The following is a 21,744-nucleotide window of genomic DNA, read 5'->3' on the forward strand; positions in this document are numbered from 1 at the left end:
AACCTTGTCGCAGGTTTAATTGCCTATTCCTTCTTCCCTAAAAAGCCCGCAATCAAGTATCAACCCGTCGAAACAAACCAATTAGCCGTTTTTTAAAATCGAACTCAGGTTAGCAAGATAATTTTTATTCTCGCTAACCAAAATCCATAACCCCCCTTTAAATCATTTAATTAAAAAAAATCAGGAAAATCGCTTCTATAGCAGAAAAATCTTGGTTTGAGAAATGTTAATTAAAAAAAATCCCCAGCCGATTTGGCAAGGGATAAGGTTAAATACATAAAACCCTCGAGGTTTTAAAAACCTCAAGGGTTAAGTACTCATTACAGCAATTCCACACTTCTCTTCACAAAGGCAGTCAAATCCTTACCCGTAAGCAAGCCTTGAGAAAGAAGAGCCAGATCGAATGCCTGCTTGGCTATTTTTGTCTTCTCTTCTTCAGTCTCTGCTTTCAAGACTTTATCCACTACTGGGTGGTTACCGTTAATGGCCACTTTGTAAGCATCAGGAAGTGAACCGTAGAAGCCCATTCCTCCGCCGCCAGTAGCTGCCATTTCCTTCATTCTGCGCATGAACTCTTCCATGGTGATTGTCACCGGAAGCTCTTCTGGGCTTAGCCCTTCCACTTCTACTGTGTAAGTCTTGTTGTTGATCGCTTTATCGAAGATTTCCTTCACTTCCTTGCTTTGATCTTCTGTCAGCAAGTTGGCATAAGTATCATCCTTCTGGATCAACTTCTCAGCCACATCAGCATCCACCCGCTTCAGTTGCGTTTTCTCGAGCTTAGATTCCAAGTTTTGGATAAAATGGCTGTCAATCGGAGAATCCATCACCAACACATCATAATCTTTCTTGTTTGCAGACTGGATGAAACCGTCTTGCTTATCCAAATCTGTCGCATACAAGATAACTATCTGCTCATTCTTATCCGTTTGATTTGGCTTTACTTTAGACTGATATTCTTCGATAGTAAAGAATTCCCCTTTGGTGTTTTTCAGTAAAGCAAAGTCTTTTCCTTTTTCGTAGAATTTCTCTTCAGAGATCATTCCGTATTTCACGAAAAGCCCGATGTCATCCCACTTATCTTCGTAGGCTTTTCTGTCTTTTTTGTAAAGCTCTGCAAGCTTATCCGCCACTTTCTTGGTGATATAAGAATTGATTTTCTTCACATTGCCATCCGCTTGCAAAAAGCTTCTGGATACGTTCAGAGGAATATCCGGAGAATCAATCACGCCATGAAGCAGCATCAAAAACTCAGGAACGATGTCTTTCACCTCGTCGGTGATAAATACCTGACGGCTGAAAAGTTTGATCTTGTTTCTCTGAAGTTCGAACTCGTTTTTCACTTTCGGGAAATACAACACCCCCGTCAAGTTGAATGGATAATCCACATTCAGGTGAATCCAGAAAAGTGGATCTTCTGACATTGGATATAGCTCCTTGTAGAATTTCAGATAATCCTCATCAGTCAGATCACTTGGCGATTTGGTCCAGATAGGAGCAGTAGTATTAATGAAGTTATCAACTTCTACTGACTTCCATTTCTTCTCACCCTTGTCATCTACTCCATCCTCTACTGATTCAGTTTTTGTACCAAATTTGATAGGAACAGGAAGGAATTTTGCGTATTTGTCAAGGATTCCCTGAAGCTTCCATTTGTCTAAGAACTCTTCGGAATCCTTGTTGATATGTAGAATAACGTCGGTTCCACGGTCTTTTCTTTTTCCTTTGGAAATTTCGAAAGAAGTAGAGCCGTCGCAGGTCCATTTAGCTGCTTCCGCACCCTCTTGGTAAGAAAGAGAATTGATTTCCACCGTGTCGGCAACCATAAAAGCTGAGTAGAAACCCAAACCAAATTTACCGATGATCTCATTGGCATCTTTGGCATCCTTGAATTTCTCTACAAACTCCTCTGCTCCTGAGAAAGCAATTTGGTTAATGTACTTTTTGATTTCTTCAGCAGTCATCCCAAGACCTCGGTCAGAGATGGTGATGGTTTTCTTTTTCTCGTCGAAACTCACTTCGACCGTAGTGTCACCAAGTTCGCCTGTATACTGACCTAATGTCGCTAATCGTTTGATTTTTTGAGTCGCATCGACGGCGTTGGAAACAAGTTCTCTTAGAAAAATCTCGTTATCAGAATAGAGAAACTTCTTGATAATCGGGAAAATGTTCTCGGTATGGATCGAGATCGTGCCTTTTTCCTGCATGGCTATAAATTAGTTTAAGTTAAACACATGGTTTGTCGGGCACAGAATTGCAACTGTTGTTCCAAAGCAGTTTTGGTGTCATTTTGGCAGTTTCGATTTCGGATGTATGCTATCGGATTTACGATTTGCCGGACGAAATCTGAAATTCGCAATCCGAAATCAATATCTTTGGCCATGTGGAAAGAAATCTCGGTTCTCATTAGCAAGGAAGTCACGCTGGAGTGGCGACAGAAATTCGCGCTGAATGGGATTTTGCTTTACGTGGTTTCGGCTGTTTTCATTACCTATTTGAGTGTGGGGGCAAAGCAAGGGAATATTTCCGCTCCGACCTGGAATGCATTGTATTGGATTATCATTCTTTTCTCGGCGGTAAATGCCGTGGCCAAAAGCTTTGTCCAAGAGCATCAGGGTCGTCAACTCTACTATTACATGATTGCTTCTCCAGAAGCTATTATCCTTTCCAAAATCATCTACAATACCGGTCTCACATTGATATTGGCCCTGTTGGGATATATGGTTTTCTCAGTGATACTCGGCAATCCTGTCCAAGACCAAGGCTTATTCCTGCTCAATCTGGTTCTTGGAGCGATGGGATTTTCTGCGAGTTTGACTATGGTAAGCGGTATTGCCTCCAAAGCTGGCAATAATGCCACGCTTATGGCCATTCTGAGCTTTCCTGTAATTATCCCGATCCTTCTGATGGCTATCCGCATTTCAAAAAACGCCATGGATGGATTGGATTGGAGCGTAAGTGTAGACAAGCTTTTGACACTTCTGGCAATCAATGCGATTGTAGCAGTGACGGTATATATTTTGTTCCCTTATTTATGGAGGTCTTGAGATTAAAAGATTGGAAGATTCCCCCAATTACAGGTAATCGATGGCTTGCTAGGCTTTTATTTATGAGTATCCGCTTAACTGCACGTACGTACTTTGAATTAATGCTAGAGGTTCAAATTTGGCAATTCCCCCTTTCTAAAAGGGGCCAAGGGGGATTTTTTTAGGCTAGAACCAGACAAAATTCTGGTACGTGCATCCATGCGGATACACATATTTTTATTTCATAAAACAAACCTCAATCCTAAATGCATCACAAAAGACTCCAAGTCTCAATCATTGGGTAATTGCTTAACTTTCCAAAGGATTCTCCAATTTCCCCATAAACAAAATCGCTCCACTGTGTTTCTCTTGGATAAAAAAGATAAAAGGTCTGTCCAAGGTGAAAATTGTCGGTGTTGAATTGGGTGGTAAACTGGTTAATTCAACCACTTCAATGATCGTTGCCGCGGCAGCTTCTGTACCCTTTTCATCTACTTCTATAAGCGCTTGGTGGATTACCCTGCTGATTTTCAACTCATCAGTTGGGTTGGAGAATAACTGAGTGAAGTTGTCTTGATGGAAACTAAATGGTCTCACCAAGCCCATGTCTTGTAAGTCATTCGAAAGGTTATCGATTTTATATTCAATCTTAAATTTCGGCATTTTCAAAATCAAATTCACATCCCTGGGATTACTTCTCCATAGATTCAAATTTTCCAAGGTAAAGTGAGGATATAGTTCTGAAAGATTACCGCTTTCATTGATTAAAATCCCCATAGAATATTGTTCTGAACTGTAGGGTATTTCCAAGTAAGTGTAGTCTGCTGCACCATAAGCTTTGAATCCCGCCGACTCACCCAAATTCATCATATCTACCATGATTTCTTCCCCATTGCCGAGCGTGAATTTCTCTTTGCGGGTATTCTCTTTTGGAAAATTATAGGTCCAGTCCCCTTTGAAGTAAATCGCATTGACTAAATACATCACAGCATCTTCCGGAATAAAGTCCAGCATATCTTTGATGAGGTTGTTGGTCTGTTTTTCTATCCAGTGATTGATGATGTCCACAGAATTTGGGTCATACACATCAAGTGGAGCAATTTCAGCATTGAAATATTGTTGGGCAGCATCCTTGAAAGGGATTTTTACTTGATAGTCGTGTTTATACCAAATGCCATTGGCTATGCTTAATTTTACTTTAGGGTCTACATCCAGTAAAAATGAAGTAAGGTCTTTGACCGCCTGATTTGCTTCTGCCAAGCTCATGCCCTCCATCTGCAAAACTTGGACAAATTCTTCTAAAACCTCCCCATCATTGCCATTCATGGCCATAGCCAATGCTTGGTGTACTGAATATGGGCTGAAGAATAGATTTTTGGAATCATCATTTGAGGCTAACTGTTGGAAAAGGTTCGTCGCAAATTGGGTATTTGCCTCGGAAAGTCTGTTTTCATCTAAAGACAACTCCCTCAAATTTGCTTCTACTTTTCCCGTAGGGGAATTATCCTCACCGGAAATGCAGCTAAAGCAGAAGATAAATGCTGAAAGAATAAATAGGCTTGCGGCAGGTTTGGTGCTCCTGTAGGATTTGATAAAGAATGGTTTCATAGCGATCTATTTCCCTAAAGACGTTGGCAATCTTCAAAATGCTACATTCTGAATGAACTCTGCGCTAACCTCCGCGACCTCCGTGGTTAAAAGACTTCACAAAAAGCAGCGTTTTCAGGAACTTATGCCTTATTTTTGCATTTGAATTAGCAAAAATACCCTATGCGCCAATCCTGGTGGAAAATTCTTGCAATTGCCCTGCTGCTGTACACGCTAATCGCAGGCTTGCTGATGGAAGCACCGCGACTTCCGATCCTCAACGAAACTATACGCGCTCTTCACTTTCATGTCACTATGTGGTTTGGAATGATCCTTATGTTGGTAGCTGCTGTCTACTTCAGTATCAAGTATCTTCGAACCAACGATGTCAGGAACGACGATTTAGCAATTGAATTTACTAACTCAGCAATACTCTTCGGAGTTCTAGGAATCGTTACTGGTATGCTATGGGCTAAGTTTACTTGGGGAGATTACTGGAGTGGAGATCCAAAACAAAATGCAGCGGCCATCGGAATTTTGATGTATTTCGCCTATTTAATTCTAAGAAATTCACTTACCGACTCGCAGCAAAGAGCACGGATCGGAGCCATCTACAATATATTTGCTTTCGCGGCATTTATTCCTCTTATCTTCGTATTGCCAAGATTAACAGACAGTTTGCACCCAGGAAATGGAGGAAACCCCGGCTTTAATGCTTATGATTTGGACTCCAAGCTAAGGGCGGTGTTCTATCCGGCGATAATTGGATGGACATTATTAGGCAGTTGGATCGCAACCGTTCGCGTTAGAATGCGTAGGGTGGAAAGGATAATTGAAGACCGAATGATTAATTCCTAATCGATGAAAAAATTACTTACAATTGCACTTTTGGTTTTCAGTCTTTCTGCTTTGGCACAAGAGAAAATCGAGGTTACAGATGCTGACTACACAAATAGCTCAGTGGAAATGGCAGATACCATGCGCTCAAACGGCAAAATCTATGTTTTGGTAGGAGTGATCGTGCTCATATTTTCAGGCATCACCGTGTATCTGATCAGCACCGATAGAAAGATCAGCAAACTTGAAAAAAATCTACATTCCTAAAATTCAGAACTATGAAAAAGGGACATATTATAGGATTAGGAATTATTGCGATAGCAATAGTAATCATAATGACTTCTATCGGCGATGCGAGTAGCTATGAAAGCTTTTCCACTGCTAAAGAAATGAAACAAAATGGTGAGGATAAAGCCATCCACGTAGTAGGTCAGCTGAAAAAAGATGCCAGCGGAGAGGTCACCGGACTGAATGTGCGGGACGACAAAGTTTCTTTCACTTTTGTGCTTGTCGATAATGAAGGCGTAGAGCAGGAGGTATTTTACAATGAACCAGTACCGGCAGATTTCACCCGCTCAGAATCCGTGGTGGTAATCGGTTCATACAAGAATGAGGAAATATTTATTGCCGATAAAATTTTGATGAAATGCCCTTCCAAATATCAGGAGACTGATGTGCAGGCGGCAGGAATGTGAGTTAAGGCAGTTTGAATAAAAAAAATCCATGATCAATACCTTTATCGGTAATCTTGGCCACTTCATGACTATAGTGGCCTTTGTCAGTGCACTGACTACCGCATACGCTTACATTCAGTATTTCCGGGCTAACGAACTGGAAAAAGCCAGTTGGAGAAGATTCAGTAGAATCAGCTTTGCTATCCATGGCATCTCTGCAGTGATGATAGCCATTTCACTTTTTGAGATTATCTACAATCACAGGTTCGAATACTTCTACGCTTATTCCCACAGTTCGGAAGCACTTCCTGTTCACTACATGATCTCCAGTTTTTGGGAAGGCCAAGAAGGTGCTTTCATTCTTTGGATCTTCTGGAATGTTGTACTAGGAACCATCCTTGTTTTCACCAACAAGTATTGGGAAGCTCCGGTAATGGTCGTGTTTGCGCTTGTACAGGCATTCTTGGTTTCTATGATTTTGGGCGTGGTGATAGTTGATCTGAAAATTGGCAGTTCTCCATTTATTCTACTGAGAGATGCCACGCAAGCACCGATTTTCCAGATGAATCCTGATTTTGTACCAGAAGATGGGACGGGTTTGAATCCCCTCCTGCAAAACATCTGGATGGTAATTCATCCTCCTACATTATTCTTGGGCTACGCATCTACTTTGGTTCCCTTCGCCTTTTTGATGGGCGGACTGGTTACCAAAAAATACTCGGAATGGATACGTCCGGCTTTGCCTTGGGCAATTTTCTCTGCTATGATCCTGGGGATGGGTATTATCATGGGAGCCTATTGGGCTTATGTGACATTGAACTTTGGTGGGTATTGGAACTGGGATCCAGTGGAAAATGCGGTGTATGTACCCTGGCTGATTCTTGTCGCGTCCATTCACACTATGATCACTTATAAGAAAAGTGCAACGGCTCTGAAGACCTCCATTGTATTGGTTATTATGACCTTTATTCTGGTGCTCTATGCGACATTCTTAGTGAGATCAGGGGTGCTGGGGGATGCTTCAGTCCACTCATTCACCGATCTTGGTCTGTCTGGTCAATTGCTGATCTACATGCTTTTCTTCCTTGTAATCGCAGTAGTTCTATGCGTGAGAGTATGGAAACACATCCCAACTTCGGAGAAAGAAGCCTCAGTTTATTCCCGTGAGTTCTGGGTATTCATTGGTGCTACTACATTGGCTTTGATGGCTTTTCAGGTAATACTTCCTACTTCTATTCCTGCCTGGAATGCCATGGTAGAAAGCTTTGGAGGTATATCCAATATGGCTCCTCCTGCTGATCAGATTGAGTTTTATACCAAATTCCAACTATGGTTTGCTGTAGCTCTGGCAATGCTCACGGCTGTGGGACAGTTTTTCTGGTGGCAAAAAATGGATAAGAAGGCATTGAAAGATGCTCTTTTAACACCTTATATCATCTCCGTTTTACTGTCTGCAGCCATTATTGTCCTTGCTAAAGTTTATGATTGGCAATACATCATTGTAATTCTCGCAGGAACATTTACGATCACTGCCAACTCGGTAATTTTATTCAAAATCCTGAAGAAATCATCCTTTAAACTAGCAGGAGGCTCTTTGGCACATATTGGTTTGGGCATGATTCTAATCGGTATCATGTTCAGCTCTGGCTATTCTGACACCATTTCTATCAATATGTCTGGCCTTACCTATAGTAATAGCTGGGAAGATGAGCTGAACAAAGAACATGTATTACTCTGGATCAATAAGCCTACACAGATGAAAGATTACACGGTGATCTACCGTGGTCGTCAGAAAAAAGTGAAAGGAATTTCCGAATATGTTCCTGCGAAGATTTTGGAACCTACAGGGAAAGTAAATGAAGCCCTTGCATTGGAGGATTATAAGGATTACTTCAAGAAGGGTGATAAAGTTGACATCGTATTGGAAGAGAATGACTACTTCCAGATTGAATATTATCAAAATGAAGTTTTGAAGTTCTCGCTGAGCCCTATGTCTCAATTTAATGAAGGCATGGGTGGATTGATTTCTTCACCTGCTTCCAGAATATTCATAGACAAGGATCTCTACACGTATGTGGCAGCCATGAATGATTCAGAGGATCCAGATTGGAAAGAAGATGAGATCTACGAAGTAGCTCCAGGAGAACAATTTCACGTAGCGGATTTTGTTACCTATTTTGACGGAGCAGATGTGCTACAGGAACTAGATGGCTATGTGCTTCAAGAAGGTGATGTGGCCGTACGAGCTAATCTTAGAATTTTGGATTATGACGTAGAGAAGCTACTTCAGCCTACCTTTATTATCCGCAACAATCAGGTAGGTAAACTACCTGTGATAGATAATGAGTTGGGAATCAAAATCAGCTTAGAAAACATCTTGCCTGAAGAGAACAAGTTTGTCTTTAAGGTCAATCAATACCAAAAAGATTACGTGGTGATGAAAGCGATCGTGAAGCCTTACATCAATGTTCTTTGGATCGGTACAATCATTATGCTGGTTGGATTTACCGTCGCGATTTTCAGAAGATTTGATGAGTTCAAAAAAATGAGGGATAAAGGATTGGAAGTCTAAACTCAGTAGTCTAATACAGAACAAAGCCCGCCGATATATCGGTGGGCTTTGTTGTTTATAACAAGCAAGCTTTCAAATCAAGTATAATGTTCTATTCTAATCTATTGATAATTCGATCTTCAACTGAGTCAAATCTTCACGCAACTCATGTTTCATTTTCTGGGTATAAATACGATAAATATCACCCGAGTTCTGAAACTCAACCAGTCGTTCAAAATCGCGAAGTCTAGCAGTCCAGGTGACACCATCTGTAATTAGAAGAAAATACGTGTCGTTACGTTTTTCACTGATTATTTTTTGAACATCACCAATTACATCACTTTGCTTACTACCTGTAGCCCCGTAAGCTTTAACTTCAATAACAATGCTTGGTTGTTCTTTTGAAGGAATACAAAAATCAGCTTTAGCTGTACTAAGTCCATTTGAGCCGATAAAGCTTTTTCTAATCTCGAATTTATCAAAAACATCTTTAACAATTATCTCAACAAAATCTTCCAGATTTTTTCCTCTCGTCTGACCTTTAATAGCACTTCCTCTTCCCATCTTAAGCCGTTCTTCAATAATATCTTTCCAAGAATATGTCCTAGCAGACATCTCATTGATTTTCTGAGCTAATCCAAGTTTATTAAGAGATTTCACATATTCGATCGGACTAGACTTAAAAGATGTTTTTCCATATCCTTTAATACTATCATAAAAGATAGCTTTTAGGGTCTCTTTAAATTCATCTTTTGATTGTTCTAAGATTATGCGAAATAAAGTAATAGCAATTTCAAAATCCTCTTCCAGTAGATTAATAAGGTGCTCTTCTTTCAAATCTCCATTTTGCTCTAAATTATTGAGGTATTCAATAAAGTTCATCGCAAAGGCATCTCTCCAGTCTGTCAAAACTTCTCCTAAATCTGCTACTAACTGGTTCTTAGTTTGTTTGTGTCTTCTCATCTTAACCCTGACCTATAACTAAATACTCATTAACATCTGATCGGGATACGGAGGAATGATTGCCAAAATGATACTTATGAGGTTTTACTTTGACCTCAACATCTGTTTTTTGATTTTTCATAATAGAAATTAGAGTTTCCAAATCAGGGTATGCATTTGAAGAATAGGATAATACTAATGTGCTGTCCGAAAATTTATCAAACATATCTTCAAATGCTTTAATAGCCGTCTTTCTATAAGAGAATGCAGTATATTTTTTCTTAATTTTTTTCACTTTAGTATTTTCCATGATCTCTTCCCCTCTCCAATATTTGGATAGACCTTCCAAAAAATGATATCGTTTTACGTAACAGTTATCATCAGAAGCAGGTACGTATGGAGGATCCATGTATACCAGATCAGGTTTATAAATAATATTGCTGAATTCGAAAACATTTAAGTTAAATGAAACATTTTCTTTATGATTATTAAAAATCACATCATTGTAAATTGCTACTTGTTCTACAAAATGATCTTCTAATGAAATTCTTAAATCTCTTCTTCCATCATTATACCTATCGAGATTCCCCGAAATTGTAAATACTCCACGCGGTTGTTTCTTTAAACAGGACCTAAATAAGGCAGTATAGGCAAGTGCCCGTTTATACTTAGAGCTTATTTGAGAAATGTTTGCTGAAATTTTATCTAAAAAAAGAAGGTCAGCGGGTGAGTAAAAAACATTCTTGAAAGTTTTTTGAATAAAATCATCTGACTTGACATTCATGTCCAGTAAAAAAGACAAATCCTGTGGGCTGATTAGGTCGGTGTTATTTTCAATAACACCTTTTGATATAACTGCTGAAAAATTTAAAAAATCATTAGAATATACTCTCTTATTCATTGATTTCATCAAATATGAGACCACTCCGGAACCTGAAAATGCATCCAATGCAGATTCAAAATCTAAGCTGTCCAAGGTCTCATGAATCCATGGAACTAACTTATTTTTACTCCCCATATATCTCATCAAAGGATATCTTGATGCTCGATATTCAACAGAGAGTTCTGAATCAAATGGAAATAATTGCAAATCCTGCATTTTTCATTTTAAAGTTTACTCTTAGCAATAATATAGATTAGAATTTAACTTAATCTAGCTTCCAATCAAAAAAGCTAAGTTACTAGCATTCCCAAAATCTCATCAACATACTCTCTGGAATTGGAAAGCCTAGGTACTTTATGCTGGCCGCCTAATTTTCCCCTTTTGCGCATCCAATTTTCAAATATGCCAATTGGAGCATGATGAATAATGGGTTCTACCAAAGCCAATCCTTTATAACGCTTAGCATCGTAATCCGAATTGATTTCTCTCAAATGCTCATCTAAAAGCCGGTCAAATTCCTTTGGATCAGATGGATTCTTTTGAAACTCAATGATCCATTCATGGGCTCCTTTTGATCCAGAACCGTCAAAATATACAGGAGCAGCAGTAAAATTAGAGATCATAGCATTTGTATGCTCCGCAGCAAATTGAATTGCTTTTTCGGCATTTTCCACGATCACCTCTTCCCCGAATGCATTGAGAAAATGTCTTGTGCGACCCGTTATTCTGAATCGATAGGGTGAGGTCGATGAGAACTTAACAGTATCACCGATTTTATACCTCCACAGCCCACCATTAGTATTGATCACCAGAGCATAATTCTTATCTACCTCCACTTGAGACAAAGGAATCACTTCTGGATTTTCATTTTCCCACTCTTCCATGGAAATGAATTCATAGAAAATCCCATAATCCAGCAATAGCAACAGCTCATCTGAATTTTTCTGGTCCTGAATCCCAAAGAATCCTTCAGAGGCATTATAGGTTTCCATATATCGCATTTTTTCTGAAGGAATAAGTTCTTTGAAAAGACTTCTATATGGCCCAAAAGCAACTGCCCCGTGAAAAAAAATCTCCAGATTTGGCCATACTTCCAGAATATTCTTGGCTTTCTTTAATTCTAAGACTTTTTGCAAAAGAACTATAGTCCAAGTAGGTACTCCAGCCATGCAGGTCACATCTTCGTCCATGGTCTCCCGAGCCATTTTTTCAATCTTAGCCTCCCATTCTCCCATCAGAGCAGTTTCCTTCGATGGCGTACGAACAAAATAAGCCCAAAAAGGCAAGTTTTCCATGATCACGGCAGAGATGTCTCCCGCCCTTGCTGTCCCTTGCGGATTAAGCGGATTATTATCCAATGTACCACCTATGGTAAGTGTTTTACCAGTAAAAAGTCTTGAATCAGGATAATTGGACATATAAAGGGCTACCATATCCTTGCCACCTTTATAATGACATTCTTCTAAACTCTCATGGGTCACAGGGATGTATTTGCTACGACTTGAAGTGGTTCCTGAAGATTTTGCAAACCATTCTATTTCTGTATTCCAGATTACATTTTCGCTACCCGCCATCGCCTTGTCGATGTACGGTTTAAATTTATCATAATTTCGTATTGGCACTTTGTTAGCAAAATCGGCATAGCTTTTAATCTCAGCAAACCCGTGCTCCTTTCCGAAGTCAGTTTTCTTTCCAGCTTCAATTAGCTCTTTGAAAATAGTCTCTTGAACAGAAATAGGATTTTGTTTGAAATTGTCGATTTGACCCAGACGGCTCTTGAAGATCCAAGTCATAAAGGAATTCAGAACCGCCATCAATTAAAAATTTTTCGTTTCAACTCGAAATTACTTCCCAAATACACCTTTCGTACTTGTTCATCAGCTGCAAGCTCCTCAGCTGTACCTGCTTTCAAAAGCCTACCTTCGAACATTAAATATGCTCTATCGGTAATGGAAAGTGTTTCGTTCACATTGTGATCAGTGATCAGAATGCCTATATTTTTTGTTTTCAGCTTCGCTACAATGGTCTGGATTTCTTCCACAGCAATAGGGTCAACTCCAGCAAAAGGCTCATCTAGTAAGACGAATTTTGGATCAACGGCTAAGGCTCGGGCTATCTCAGTTCTTCTTCGTTCACCTCCGGAAAGTACCATTCCAAGGTTTTTACGTACATGCGTCAAGCTGAATTCTTCGAGTAGACTCTCAACTTTCTCTTTGCGCTCTTGCTTCGGCATTTTGGTCATTTCCAAAACAGCCATGATATTCTCTTCTACTGAAAGCTTCCTAAAAACTGAAGCTTCCTGAGCCAAATAACCGATTCCCTGCTTTGCCCTTCTGTACATGGGAAGCTTGGTGATATTCTCATTCTCTAGAAAAATTTTACCTTCATTTGGCTGGATCAATCCAACTATCATGTAGAATGACGTTGTTTTACCAGCTCCATTTGGACCCAATAGACCAACGATCTCACCTTGGCTTACCTCCACAGAGATGTCATTCACCACTCGGCGACCTTTGTATATTTTTACTAAATTTTCGGCACGAAGAATCATATCAATCAAATTTGATGTCTTTCACGTAGAGTTGCAAACTACTCTTGTCGCGAAACACATTTTCTCTCATTTCTGCGACTATATCAAATCGCATTTTTCCACGAAGCATATTTACGGTAGTCAAATCGGGATCTTTCGCCCGATCTGCCATCCCAAATCCAAGACAAACAGGCGTAGTTACCTGACCATCCTGGACAATTTTAAATCTCAAATGTTTGTCTTTGAGTACTGTGACATCTTCGGCATACACATTGGCGATTCTGAAAATCGGCTCCGTATTTCCTGGCCCAAAAGGTGCCATTTGCTTCAAGATATTATAAAACTTGTAATTAATCTGATCTAATAGCAATTCATCGTCAACTTCTATCACTGGCTTACGGTGAACTTCCTCGATTCTACTCTTTACAACTGCCTCAAACTTCTCTTGAAAAGCAGTGACATTCTCCACAGGAAGAGTCAATCCGGCCGCGTACATATGTCCTCCAAACTGGTCCAATAGATCTGCACACTCCTCTATAGCTTCGTATATATTAAAATCCACTACTGATCTTGCGCTTCCTGTTGCTTTGCCATTTGACTCCGTCAAAATGATCGTAGGCCTATAGTATTTTTCAATACAACGACTAGCTACAATTCCAATGACACCTTTGTGCCAGTCATCCTTGAAAAGAACAGTGGAATTCCACTCTACCAATTCCTCTCGGGAGGCAATCATTTCGAAAGCCTCCTTGGTGATATTCTCATCAAAATTCCGTCTGGTGGCATTTACTTCATCCACCACCTTGGCCCGTTCCATCGCCCCTTCCAGTTCGGATGAAATCAACAATTCCACGGATGCCTTGGCATGTTCCAATCTTCCCGAAGCATTGATTCTCGGCCCAATCTTGAAGACCACATCAGAAATCCCGATGTCCTTTTCCAGATTGCTACTCAGCATCAACGCTTTCAAGCCAGGACGAGGAGTATTATTCAAACGATCTAGACCGTAATAAGCAAGAATTCTGTTTTCACCCGTAATAGGTACGATATCCGCCGCGATACTCACGGCCACTAGATCTAAGTAAGTGTCCAACTGCGAACTGTCAATTCCCCGCTTGATTGCAATAGCCTGAATTAGTTTAAAGCCAACTCCCGCACCACTGAGCTCCTTGTATGGATAATTGCAATCCCTGCGTTTGGCATCCAATACTGCTACTGCAGCCGGAAGTTTATTACCAGGTGTATGGTGATCACAAATAATAAAATCAACTCCCAGCTCTGAGGCTAACGCTACCTTCTCAATGGCTTTTATCCCACAATCCAGTGCTATAATTAGTTTAATATCATTTTCAGCTGCGAATCGTACTCCTTTTTCAGAGATGCCATAGCCTTCTTTGTAACGGTCAGGGATATAAAACACTACATCTGGATAGAAAGTCTTTAGGAATCCATACATCAGCGCCACTGCTGTGGTGCCGTCCACATCATAATCTCCATAGACCATGATCTTTTCCCCTCCGGCAATCGCAACTTGAATCCTGTCCACAGCTTCAGTCATATCCTTCATCAGAAAAGGATCATGAAGCATCACCAAAGATGGGCGGAAGTAACTCTTTGCCTGTTCAAAACTCTCCACCCCTCTATTTATCAGCATGTTGGCCAATGTCGGATTGACATTGATCTCTTTGCTCAGCTGATCTATTGCCGATTGAGAGGTTTTGGGCTTTTGTTTCCAGAGGTACTCCATGAAGCTAATTTAGTAAACTAAGTTTCTTGTGATTTTATTAATTAAAAGTATTGGTTCTATAATCGGCTTACGAAGCCTAAAAGTTTACTTGATAGCAAAAAAAGCTAGCCTTTTACTTTCTTATATTTTCCCCAAAAATATACTGGGAAAATAAGGGCTTTGAGTTTCCAATCATTCTTCTCTGTCAAAGTTAGGCTGGAATCCTCATGCACAGTACGATACATTTTGCCTGCAAATAGACAGTGCCCTATTAGCAGCACAAATACGAAGGCATATATAATCAGTTCAGTCACTAGTGTTGTATCGAATTAATGGTTTAAGCTTGTAATCTTCCTACCTCTTGGTTCTGCAGTCCTCAAGCTTTCTTTTGAAGTATCAAGGCCGCCCAATTATCCTTACTTTGCTGAGAGATCAATTCTAATCCCAATGGTTTTGCACAGTCGTTCAGATCATCAATATCCTCAGTATAGAAGCCACTGAGTAATAAAAAACCATTATCCTTCAGTAAATCAGCGTAAATGCTCATTTCGTCAAGCAAAACATTTTTATTGATATTAGCTAAGACTATGTCAAATTCGCCTTGAGGATTCACTTCACGGATGGTACCCAATTCCATTCGGGTTGTCAATCCATTCAGATCAAAATTTTCATTTCCATTATCTACACACCAGTCATCAATATCAAAAGCCTCCACCTCACTGGCTCCGAGCAAATGAGCCATCACTGCAAGGATTCCTGTTCCAGAACCTACATCCAACACTCTTTTACCTTGATGATCGATTTTACCTTGATGTCGAAGCATCTGAAAGGTAGTAGCATGATGTCCCGTACCAAAGGACATTTTGGGATTGATCACTATCTCATGGGTAAACTCAGGCTTACTTGAGTGAAAAGAAGCCCTGACATATACCAGATCGTCCACAGCAATGGGATCATAATTCTTTTCCCATTCCTCATTCCAGTTGACTTTCGGCATTAGTCCTTCTTCCAAAGTGATCTTCGCATCTTCACGATACTGGGTGATCACTTCATCGAAAGCAAGGCGGTCAAAATCTGACTCCAGCGTATAAGCATCGATTCCTTCCTCAGTTTCGAGGAAGGAATCAAAGCCAATCATAGATAATTCAGCTATTAGGATTTCCCTGAATTGCTCCAGGCACTTGATTTTAAACTCCAGGTAATCCATTTTTCTTAGAATGATTTGATAATATCAACGAAATCACGAGACTTCAGTGATGCTCCGCCGATCAACCCGCCGTCTACATCAGGCTTAGCGAAAAGTTCTTGTGCATTCTTTGGATTACAGCTACCTCCATATAGAATTGACGTGTTGTCTGCGATGTCTTTACCATATTTAGAAGCTATGTGTCTTCTCAAGGCAGCATGCATTTCCTGAGCTTCCTCAGAGCTTGCAGTCTTACCTGTTCCGATAGCCCAAATTGGCTCATATGCGATCACAATTTTCGAGAAATCCTCTGGGCTCAAGTCAAAAAGACCTTCTGTCAACTGAAATTTCACGTTTGGCTCATGAGTTCCTGCAGTTCTGATCTCTAGAGATTCTCCACAGCAGAAAATTGGAGTCAAGCCATTTGCTAACGCCAGTTTCACTTTGGCAGCAAGCATTTCATTGCTTTCTTTGAAATATTCACGACGCTCACTATGACCAATAATCACATATTGTACACCAAAGGAAGCAAGAATCTTTACAGAAACTTCTCCTGTGAAAGCGCCAGCTTCCTTGTCAGAACAGTTTTGAGCTCCGATAAAAACACCTTTTGCTTCTCCGATAAGTTTCTTAACTGGGAAAATATGTGGAAAAGGAGGGTTTAACACAGCGATAGCATTGCCAGTATGCTCGTCTTTGATCATATTCAATATTTCGGAAGTAAGGGTCTGACCTTCTTCGAAAGTCATGTTCATTTTCCAGTTGCCGGCTACGATTTTCTTGCGCATAATGTGTTTTGAAAATTTAATAAGGTTTGATAAAAAAGAATCTAGGGATAATTTGATCTAAAATTACGGAAAATGTCCAGTTGGGGAAAATATAAGCCAAATGAGTCAGGAAAAAACTCTTGGTCGCCAGATGAAGCCTTTGAAAAGCTCACGACCTTCTGCGCGTACCAAGATCGTTGTACTTGGGAGATTCGGCGCAAACTGTATGATAAAGGCATAAAAGATGAGCAGGTAGAACAATTGATCACAGAATTGATCGAAGAGGAATTCGTTGATGAAGAGCGATATGCAAGAGCCTTTGCCCGAGGCAAATTCAGACTAAAAAAATGGGGAAAAAACCGCATCCGAATGGAGTTGAAAATGCGTGAAGTTCCTGAGAATCTCATCCGAAAGGGACTTTCTGAAATAGATCCTGAGGAATATTATAATACTCTTTTGACACAGACGGAGAAGAAGTGGGAAAGTACAAATGAACCCGATTCCTATAAAAAGAAGTACAAGGTCACCCAATACCTAATGAGCAAGGGCTTTGAGATGGATTTGGTGAAAGAAGCTTTAGAGAATTTGATTAGTGATCAGTCGCAGTGATCAGTCGCAGTTTGAGCGACTGCTCAACTTTGGCGCAAGTCTTCAGACTTGTGCCGGGATGCAATGCAGTCTTCAGACTGCCTTATTTTCTTAATAATTTGGCAAAAGACAACTCACTTTAAGAGCATCTTAAGATCAGAACATTCACACTTTTCTAAAATGAGCAGGGTTCTACTTAGTTAAATGCAGTCGGGAGACTGCAGCGAGTTAAGTCCAAGTCTGAAGACTTGAACTAGGGCACGAAATTGGTTCATGAGTCTTCAGACTTCTATTTCCTGGCATATAGTATGGCAGTCTGAAGGCTGCAGTGAAAATAGCACAAGCCTGCCTACCGGTCAGGCAGGTCATGAGACTTGCGCCAATGATTATTTGGTTTTCTGCGACTAAATACTGTTCACTAACTTTCAATCATTTCACTCATAATCTTGGCAGAAAGCAGGCAGAGCGGAATTCCGCCGCCAGGGTGGACAGACCCTCCACAGAAATACAGATTTTTGATCGAGGACGAATAGTTTGCATGACGCAGGAAGGCTGCAAACTTATTATTGGAGCTATTGCCGTAGAGTGCGCCTTGCGCACTTGAGGTCTTGGACTCTATCGTCCGTGGATCCAAGATTTCTTCCACTTCAATCAACGCTTCCACATCCGTTTTTAAGATGCGATTAAGCTTGTGTAGGATATTTCTTTTTGCTTCCGAAATCATCTTATCCCAATCCTGTCCTTGGTTATTGGGCACATTAATCATGGTAAACCAATTCATGCAGCCGACGGGTGCATCATCTGGCTTATGCGTAGAGGTAATGTTTAGGTAAACTGTGGGATCTTCATAAATAGTCCCTCGCTTGAAAATATGCTCAAATTCCAATGGATAATTATCCGAGAAGAAAATATTGTGTAGACCCAATTCAGGGAAATCACGTCTGATTCCCCAATAAAAGATCAATGCAGAACTGGATTTGGGTTGGTTGAGCAAAAGCTTAGGTTGCTTCTGACCTTTGAGAATGGTTTTGTAAGCATTGACCATATCCATATTATTCACTATTAGGTTAGCACGGATTTCTTCACCTTTTATAATGATTCCAGTTGCTATTCCATTTTCAACTAAAACTTGGTTTACTTTCTGTCCAAAATGATAGTTTACTCCAAGCTCTTCTGATAGTCTAAAAAGACTTAATGTGATGTCATGCATTCCTTTTTTAGGGAAAAATGCACCGATATTGAATTCCAAATGAGGAATAATATTAAGTGTCGCTGGCGTTTCAAAAGGATTCGAGCCATTGTATGTGGCATATCGATTGAAAAGCTGCACCAATTTAGGATGCTCAAAGTGCCTTTGATTTGCCTCATTCATGGTCGAAAAAATCCCCAGTTTACCCATTCTCATATAGGACTTTAAAGCTTGGGGATTTGTCCAGGTGTCCAGCTTATGAAGTGATCGATTCATAAAAAGCGGAGCCAGGCTGTCATAAATAAAAGCTGAATTCCTTAGTGCTTCTCGAATATTGGATGCAGGTTCACCCAGCTTTGTCTGTACTTCCTCGGCAAATCGATTGAGATCGGAATATGCTTTCAAACTTGTTCCGTCTTCCCAAAAATAGTGGCAAGTCACACCCAGCTTCTCATATTCAAAGTAATCTTTGGGCCTTTTGCCGGCGAGGCGAAAAAGTTCATCCACCTGCTCAGGAAGTGTAAAAAGTGATGGTCCGGCATCGAAACGATAGTTCTCCAACGAAATCTCGCTGAGTTTTCCGCCGGGATAAGCATTCGCCTCGAACACCTCAACATCATAGCCTTTCACCGCTAATCGAATAGCTGCAGCTATGCCTGCGATTCCTGAACCAATGATGAATGCCTTTTTCGTCATGATTTCTTTCAATTGCTAAACTAACATTTTTTATAAATGTTAGGCTTTCTGTAGCAGTAGGACTTTGATCTTCGTAGAGATAGTGTACTTAACTCATTTTTATGAAAAACTTATTAATCCTATCACTCTTTGCACTTCTGTTTTTTTCGTGTGAAAAACTAGATGAACCTGAGATTTTGGGTGGCTACGTTAATACTCCCGAAGGATGTACTCCCGGGGAAAATCCTGAGTTTAACTGTAGTAGATTAATTATACTCTCAGCCGGTGGAGTTGCTGAAGTTTTGTATGGCGGTGACATTTTCTCGCGTACCTCCTATAAGATCAAAGGGGACAAAATCAAGATTGAGAAAAATGATCAGTTCGGGTTGGATTTGACCTTCAAAAAACTGGATGACGGCTCGCTGAGAGAGGAGGGGGATAAATCCATTTGGGTAAAGCAAGATGATATCCCATAATCGCGCAACAGATTTTAGTACACTTAACTCCTTTTTTATGAAAAACATACTACTACTTTATCTACTGGGACTTATTTTCTTCTCCTGTGAAAAACTAGATGAACCCGAGATTTTGGGCACCTATACTTATATACCTGAGGGGTGTGTCCCTGGTGACAATCCTGAGTTAAACTGCGGGAGTTTTATCACTTTATCGGCTGATGGAGTAGCCGATGTCTTGCCGAGTGGGGATATAGTCTACAGGACTACCTACAAAATCAGAGGTGAAAAAATAGTGGTAGCTAAAGCCGATGAAGTCATCGATCAGTTAATTTTTCGCTATATAGATAATTCTACTCTTCGAAATGAACGAGATGGAGCCTTGTGGGTGAAGTAAAATCCGCTCCTCTGGATTTGCAATCCAGAGGTTATATAGTAGGATTTTTAATCCGTCTTGAACCTACCCGAAAAGCCAAAAACTCCTAAGATCGCTCTCAGGAGTTTTTTATGTTTATCAGATTCTTACAACTTCTCGAAGATCCTTCTAAAGCTAGTTGCTTCAGCGATTCTTCCATAAAGCTCGGAGATAGGCACTCTTTCCTGCTCAGTAGTATCACGGTGACGGATAGTGACTGTGTTGTCCTCTAGCGTCTGGTGATCCACAGCGATACAGAATGGCGTTCCGATCAGATCCTGTCTTGCGTAGCGCTTACCGATAGAAGCAGCATCTTCGTATATGATATTGAAATCATACTTCAATAGCTCTACGATCTCTTGGCCTTTTTCAGGCAAGCCATCTTTCTTGGTAATAGGAAGAATCGCAGCTTTCACAGGAGCAATTGCCGGATGAAGTTTAAGAAGAGTTCTACTTTTCTCCTCAGTTTTCTCTTCAGTATAGGCGTTGCAAAGCGTCAACAAGAAAAGTCGATCAGCTCCGATTGATGTCTCGATCACGTAAGGAATGTAGTTCTGATTCACTTCCGGATCGAAATACTGCTGTTTCTTTCTAGAAAATTCCTGATGAGATTTCAGATCAAAATCTGTTCTGGAGTGGATTCCTTCTACTTCTTTGAAGCCGAAAGGGAAGTCAAATTCGATATCCATCGCTGCATTGGCATAGTGAGCCAGCTTCTCATGGTCATGCTTTCTGAGTTTTTCCTGGGGAATGCCCAGTGCCAAATGCCATTTCATTCTAGTCTCTGCCCATTTTTGATACCATTCCAACTCAGTACCGGGACGCACAAAGAACTGCATTTCCATCTGCTCAAATTCACGCATACGGAAGATAAACTGACGGGCAACAATCTCATTTCTAAAAGCCTTACCGATCTGTGCAATACCGAAAGGAACCTTCATTCTGGCGGTTTTCTGCACATTTAGGAAGTTCACAAAAATGCCTTGGGCAGTCTCGGGTCTCAAGTAAATAGTGGTGGAATCCTCAGCCACAGAGCCGACTTGAGTAGAGAACATTAAGTTGAACTGACGGACTTCGGTCCAATTGGAAGTGCCACTGATAGGGCATTTGATTCCTTCATTGGTGATCAAGTCCCGTACACCGGCCAGATCCTCAGCTTCCAAAAGTCTCGCCAGCTTACCGGTCAATGCATTTGCTTTTTCTATATCCCCGGCTCTTTCGAAAACTGCCGCATGCTCTTCCACTAGCACATCAGCACGGTATCGCTTCTTCGAGTCTTTATTATCGATCATTGGATCGTTAAAGCTATCTACATGGCCAGAAGCTTTCCAGGTGGTAGGATGCATAAAAATCGCTGCATCGATCCCGACGATATTGTCCTGTACACGGGTCATGGTCTCCCACCACAGACGCTTCAGGTTGTTTTTCAACTCGACGCCGTAAGCACCATAATCATACACCGCCTGAAGACCATCGTAGATTTCAGAACTAGGGTAAACAAATCCATACTCTTTGGCATGGGAAATAATATCTTTCAATTGCGCGTTTTCCGCAGGAGTTGCTGTTTTTGCCATAGGCGCAAAAATAGGGAAAATGAATGAATACCAGTAGAAAAATGAAAGACTTACACTTTCTTAAGGCATCCAACAACTACCTAGTTAATCATCATAGGTAAACACCACCCTAAACGAAAATCGTTTCTGAATTCTAAGA

Annotated in this window: 19 protein-coding genes and 1 pseudogene; 9 read left to right on the forward strand and 11 right to left on the reverse strand. The window is 40.6% G+C overall.

Annotation, left to right across the window (positions count from 1 at the left end; genetic code table 11):
• Window positions 1-96 (forward strand): annotated as a pseudogene (locus tag SYJ56_RS26055) (IS982 family transposase); the annotation flags it as partial.
• 224 nt (window positions 97-320) lie between these two features.
• On the opposite strand, the gene htpG reads toward SYJ56_RS26055, so the two are convergent.
• Window positions 321-2,207, reverse strand: coding sequence for a molecular chaperone HtpG (gene htpG, locus SYJ56_RS14325; protein WP_323835206.1), 1,887 nt, complete (start codon window positions 2,205-2,207; stop codon window positions 321-323).
• A 174-nt stretch (window positions 2,208-2,381) separates the two neighbouring features.
• Here htpG and SYJ56_RS14330 point away from each other — a divergent pair, with 174 nt between their 5' ends.
• Window positions 2,382-3,047, forward strand: coding sequence for a heme exporter protein CcmB (locus SYJ56_RS14330; protein ID WP_323835208.1), 666 nt, complete (start codon window positions 2,382-2,384; stop codon window positions 3,045-3,047).
• Between the two features lie 288 nt (window positions 3,048-3,335).
• Here SYJ56_RS14330 and SYJ56_RS14335 read toward each other — a convergent pair whose 3' ends face one another.
• Window positions 3,336-4,634, reverse strand: coding sequence for a serpin family protein (locus SYJ56_RS14335; protein ID WP_323835210.1), 1,299 nt, complete (start codon window positions 4,632-4,634; stop codon window positions 3,336-3,338).
• 162 nt (window positions 4,635-4,796) lie between these two features.
• Here SYJ56_RS14335 and ccsA (SYJ56_RS14340) point away from each other — a divergent pair, with 162 nt between their 5' ends.
• Genes ccsA (SYJ56_RS14340) through ccsA (SYJ56_RS14355) form a run of 4 tightly spaced genes read left to right on the forward strand, consistent with a single transcriptional unit; the run spans window position 4,797 to window position 8,696 of the window.
• Window positions 4,797-5,471 carry a cytochrome c biogenesis protein CcsA gene (ccsA, locus tag SYJ56_RS14340; RefSeq protein WP_323835211.1) on the forward strand — a complete coding sequence of 225 codons (675 nt, stop codon included), beginning with the start codon at window positions 4,797-4,799 and terminating at the stop codon, window positions 5,469-5,471.
• 3 nt (window positions 5,472-5,474) lie between these two features.
• Window positions 5,475-5,717 carry a CcmD family protein gene (locus tag SYJ56_RS14345; protein WP_323835212.1) on the forward strand — a complete coding sequence of 81 codons (243 nt, stop codon included), beginning with the start codon at window positions 5,475-5,477 and terminating at the stop codon, window positions 5,715-5,717.
• Between the two features lie 11 nt (window positions 5,718-5,728).
• Window positions 5,729-6,145 carry a cytochrome c maturation protein CcmE domain-containing protein gene (locus tag SYJ56_RS14350; protein WP_323835213.1) on the forward strand — a complete coding sequence of 139 codons (417 nt, stop codon included), beginning with the start codon at window positions 5,729-5,731 and terminating at the stop codon, window positions 6,143-6,145.
• A gap of 28 nt (window positions 6,146-6,173) precedes the next feature.
• Window positions 6,174-8,696 carry a cytochrome c biogenesis protein CcsA gene (gene ccsA, locus SYJ56_RS14355; RefSeq protein WP_323835214.1) on the forward strand — a complete coding sequence of 841 codons (2,523 nt, stop codon included), beginning with the start codon at window positions 6,174-6,176 and terminating at the stop codon, window positions 8,694-8,696.
• A gap of 96 nt (window positions 8,697-8,792) precedes the next feature.
• Here ccsA (SYJ56_RS14355) and SYJ56_RS14360 read toward each other — a convergent pair whose 3' ends face one another.
• From SYJ56_RS14360 to tpiA, 7 genes are all read right to left on the reverse strand, one after another.
• On the reverse strand, window positions 8,793-9,638 hold the full coding sequence (locus SYJ56_RS14360; RefSeq protein WP_323835215.1) for a DpnII family type II restriction endonuclease: 846 nt from the start codon (window positions 9,636-9,638) through the stop codon (window positions 8,793-8,795).
• Between the two features lies 1 nt (window position 9,639).
• Complete coding sequence (locus SYJ56_RS14365; protein WP_323835216.1) at window positions 9,640-10,716, reverse strand: DNA adenine methylase; 1,077 nt, start codon at window positions 10,714-10,716, stop codon at window positions 9,640-9,642.
• Between the two features lie 74 nt (window positions 10,717-10,790).
• The gene (locus tag SYJ56_RS14370) at window positions 10,791-12,314 is read right to left on the reverse strand and encodes a GH3 auxin-responsive promoter family protein (protein WP_323835217.1); all 1,524 of its coding nucleotides are present in this window, start codon (window positions 12,312-12,314) and stop codon (window positions 10,791-10,793) included.
• On the reverse strand, window positions 12,314-13,051 hold the full coding sequence (lptB, locus tag SYJ56_RS14375) for an LPS export ABC transporter ATP-binding protein (RefSeq protein WP_323835218.1): 738 nt from the start codon (window positions 13,049-13,051) through the stop codon (window positions 12,314-12,316). Before lptB ends, SYJ56_RS14370 begins: the two co-directional genes overlap by 1 nt.
• 1 nt (window position 13,052) lies before the next feature.
• A complete protein-coding gene (recJ, locus tag SYJ56_RS14380; RefSeq protein WP_323835220.1) occupies window positions 13,053-14,777 on the reverse strand; it encodes a single-stranded-DNA-specific exonuclease RecJ in 1,725 nt (574 codons plus the stop codon).
• Between the two features lie 355 nt (window positions 14,778-15,132).
• A complete protein-coding gene (prmA, locus tag SYJ56_RS14385; RefSeq protein WP_323835222.1) occupies window positions 15,133-15,963 on the reverse strand; it encodes a 50S ribosomal protein L11 methyltransferase in 831 nt (276 codons plus the stop codon).
• Between the two features lie 5 nt (window positions 15,964-15,968).
• Window positions 15,969-16,730, reverse strand: a complete 762-nt coding sequence (gene tpiA / locus SYJ56_RS14390; RefSeq protein WP_323835224.1) for a triose-phosphate isomerase — start codon at window positions 16,728-16,730, stop codon at window positions 15,969-15,971.
• A 72-nt stretch (window positions 16,731-16,802) separates the two neighbouring features.
• Between tpiA and SYJ56_RS14395 the strand changes: the two genes are divergently transcribed.
• Entirely contained in the window at window positions 16,803-17,318 is a 516-nt protein-coding gene (locus tag SYJ56_RS14395) for a regulatory protein RecX (protein ID WP_323835227.1), read from the forward strand.
• 397 nt (window positions 17,319-17,715) lie between these two features.
• On the opposite strand, the gene crtD is transcribed toward SYJ56_RS14395, so the two are convergent.
• Entirely contained in the window at window positions 17,716-19,182 is a 1,467-nt protein-coding gene (crtD, locus tag SYJ56_RS14400; protein WP_323835229.1) for a 1-hydroxycarotenoid 3,4-desaturase CrtD, read from the reverse strand.
• A gap of 101 nt (window positions 19,183-19,283) precedes the next feature.
• Here crtD and SYJ56_RS14405 point away from each other — a divergent pair, with 101 nt between their 5' ends.
• Window positions 19,284-19,637, forward strand: coding sequence for a hypothetical protein (locus tag SYJ56_RS14405; protein ID WP_323835231.1), 354 nt, complete (start codon window positions 19,284-19,286; stop codon window positions 19,635-19,637).
• 37 nt (window positions 19,638-19,674) lie between these two features.
• Complete coding sequence (locus SYJ56_RS14410; protein WP_323835233.1) at window positions 19,675-20,013, forward strand: hypothetical protein; 339 nt, start codon at window positions 19,675-19,677, stop codon at window positions 20,011-20,013.
• 125 nt (window positions 20,014-20,138) lie between these two features.
• Here the strand turns inward: SYJ56_RS14410 and SYJ56_RS14415 are convergent, their stop codons facing one another.
• Complete coding sequence (locus SYJ56_RS14415; RefSeq protein ID WP_323835235.1) at window positions 20,139-21,605, reverse strand: glycine--tRNA ligase; 1,467 nt, start codon at window positions 21,603-21,605, stop codon at window positions 20,139-20,141.
• Window positions 21,606-21,744: the final 139 nt, after the last annotated feature.

It is taken from the genome of Algoriphagus aurantiacus (genome assembly GCF_035156405.1).
In the GTDB taxonomy this organism is placed as follows: Bacteria; Bacteroidota; Bacteroidia; order Cytophagales; family Cyclobacteriaceae; genus Algoriphagus; species Algoriphagus aurantiacus.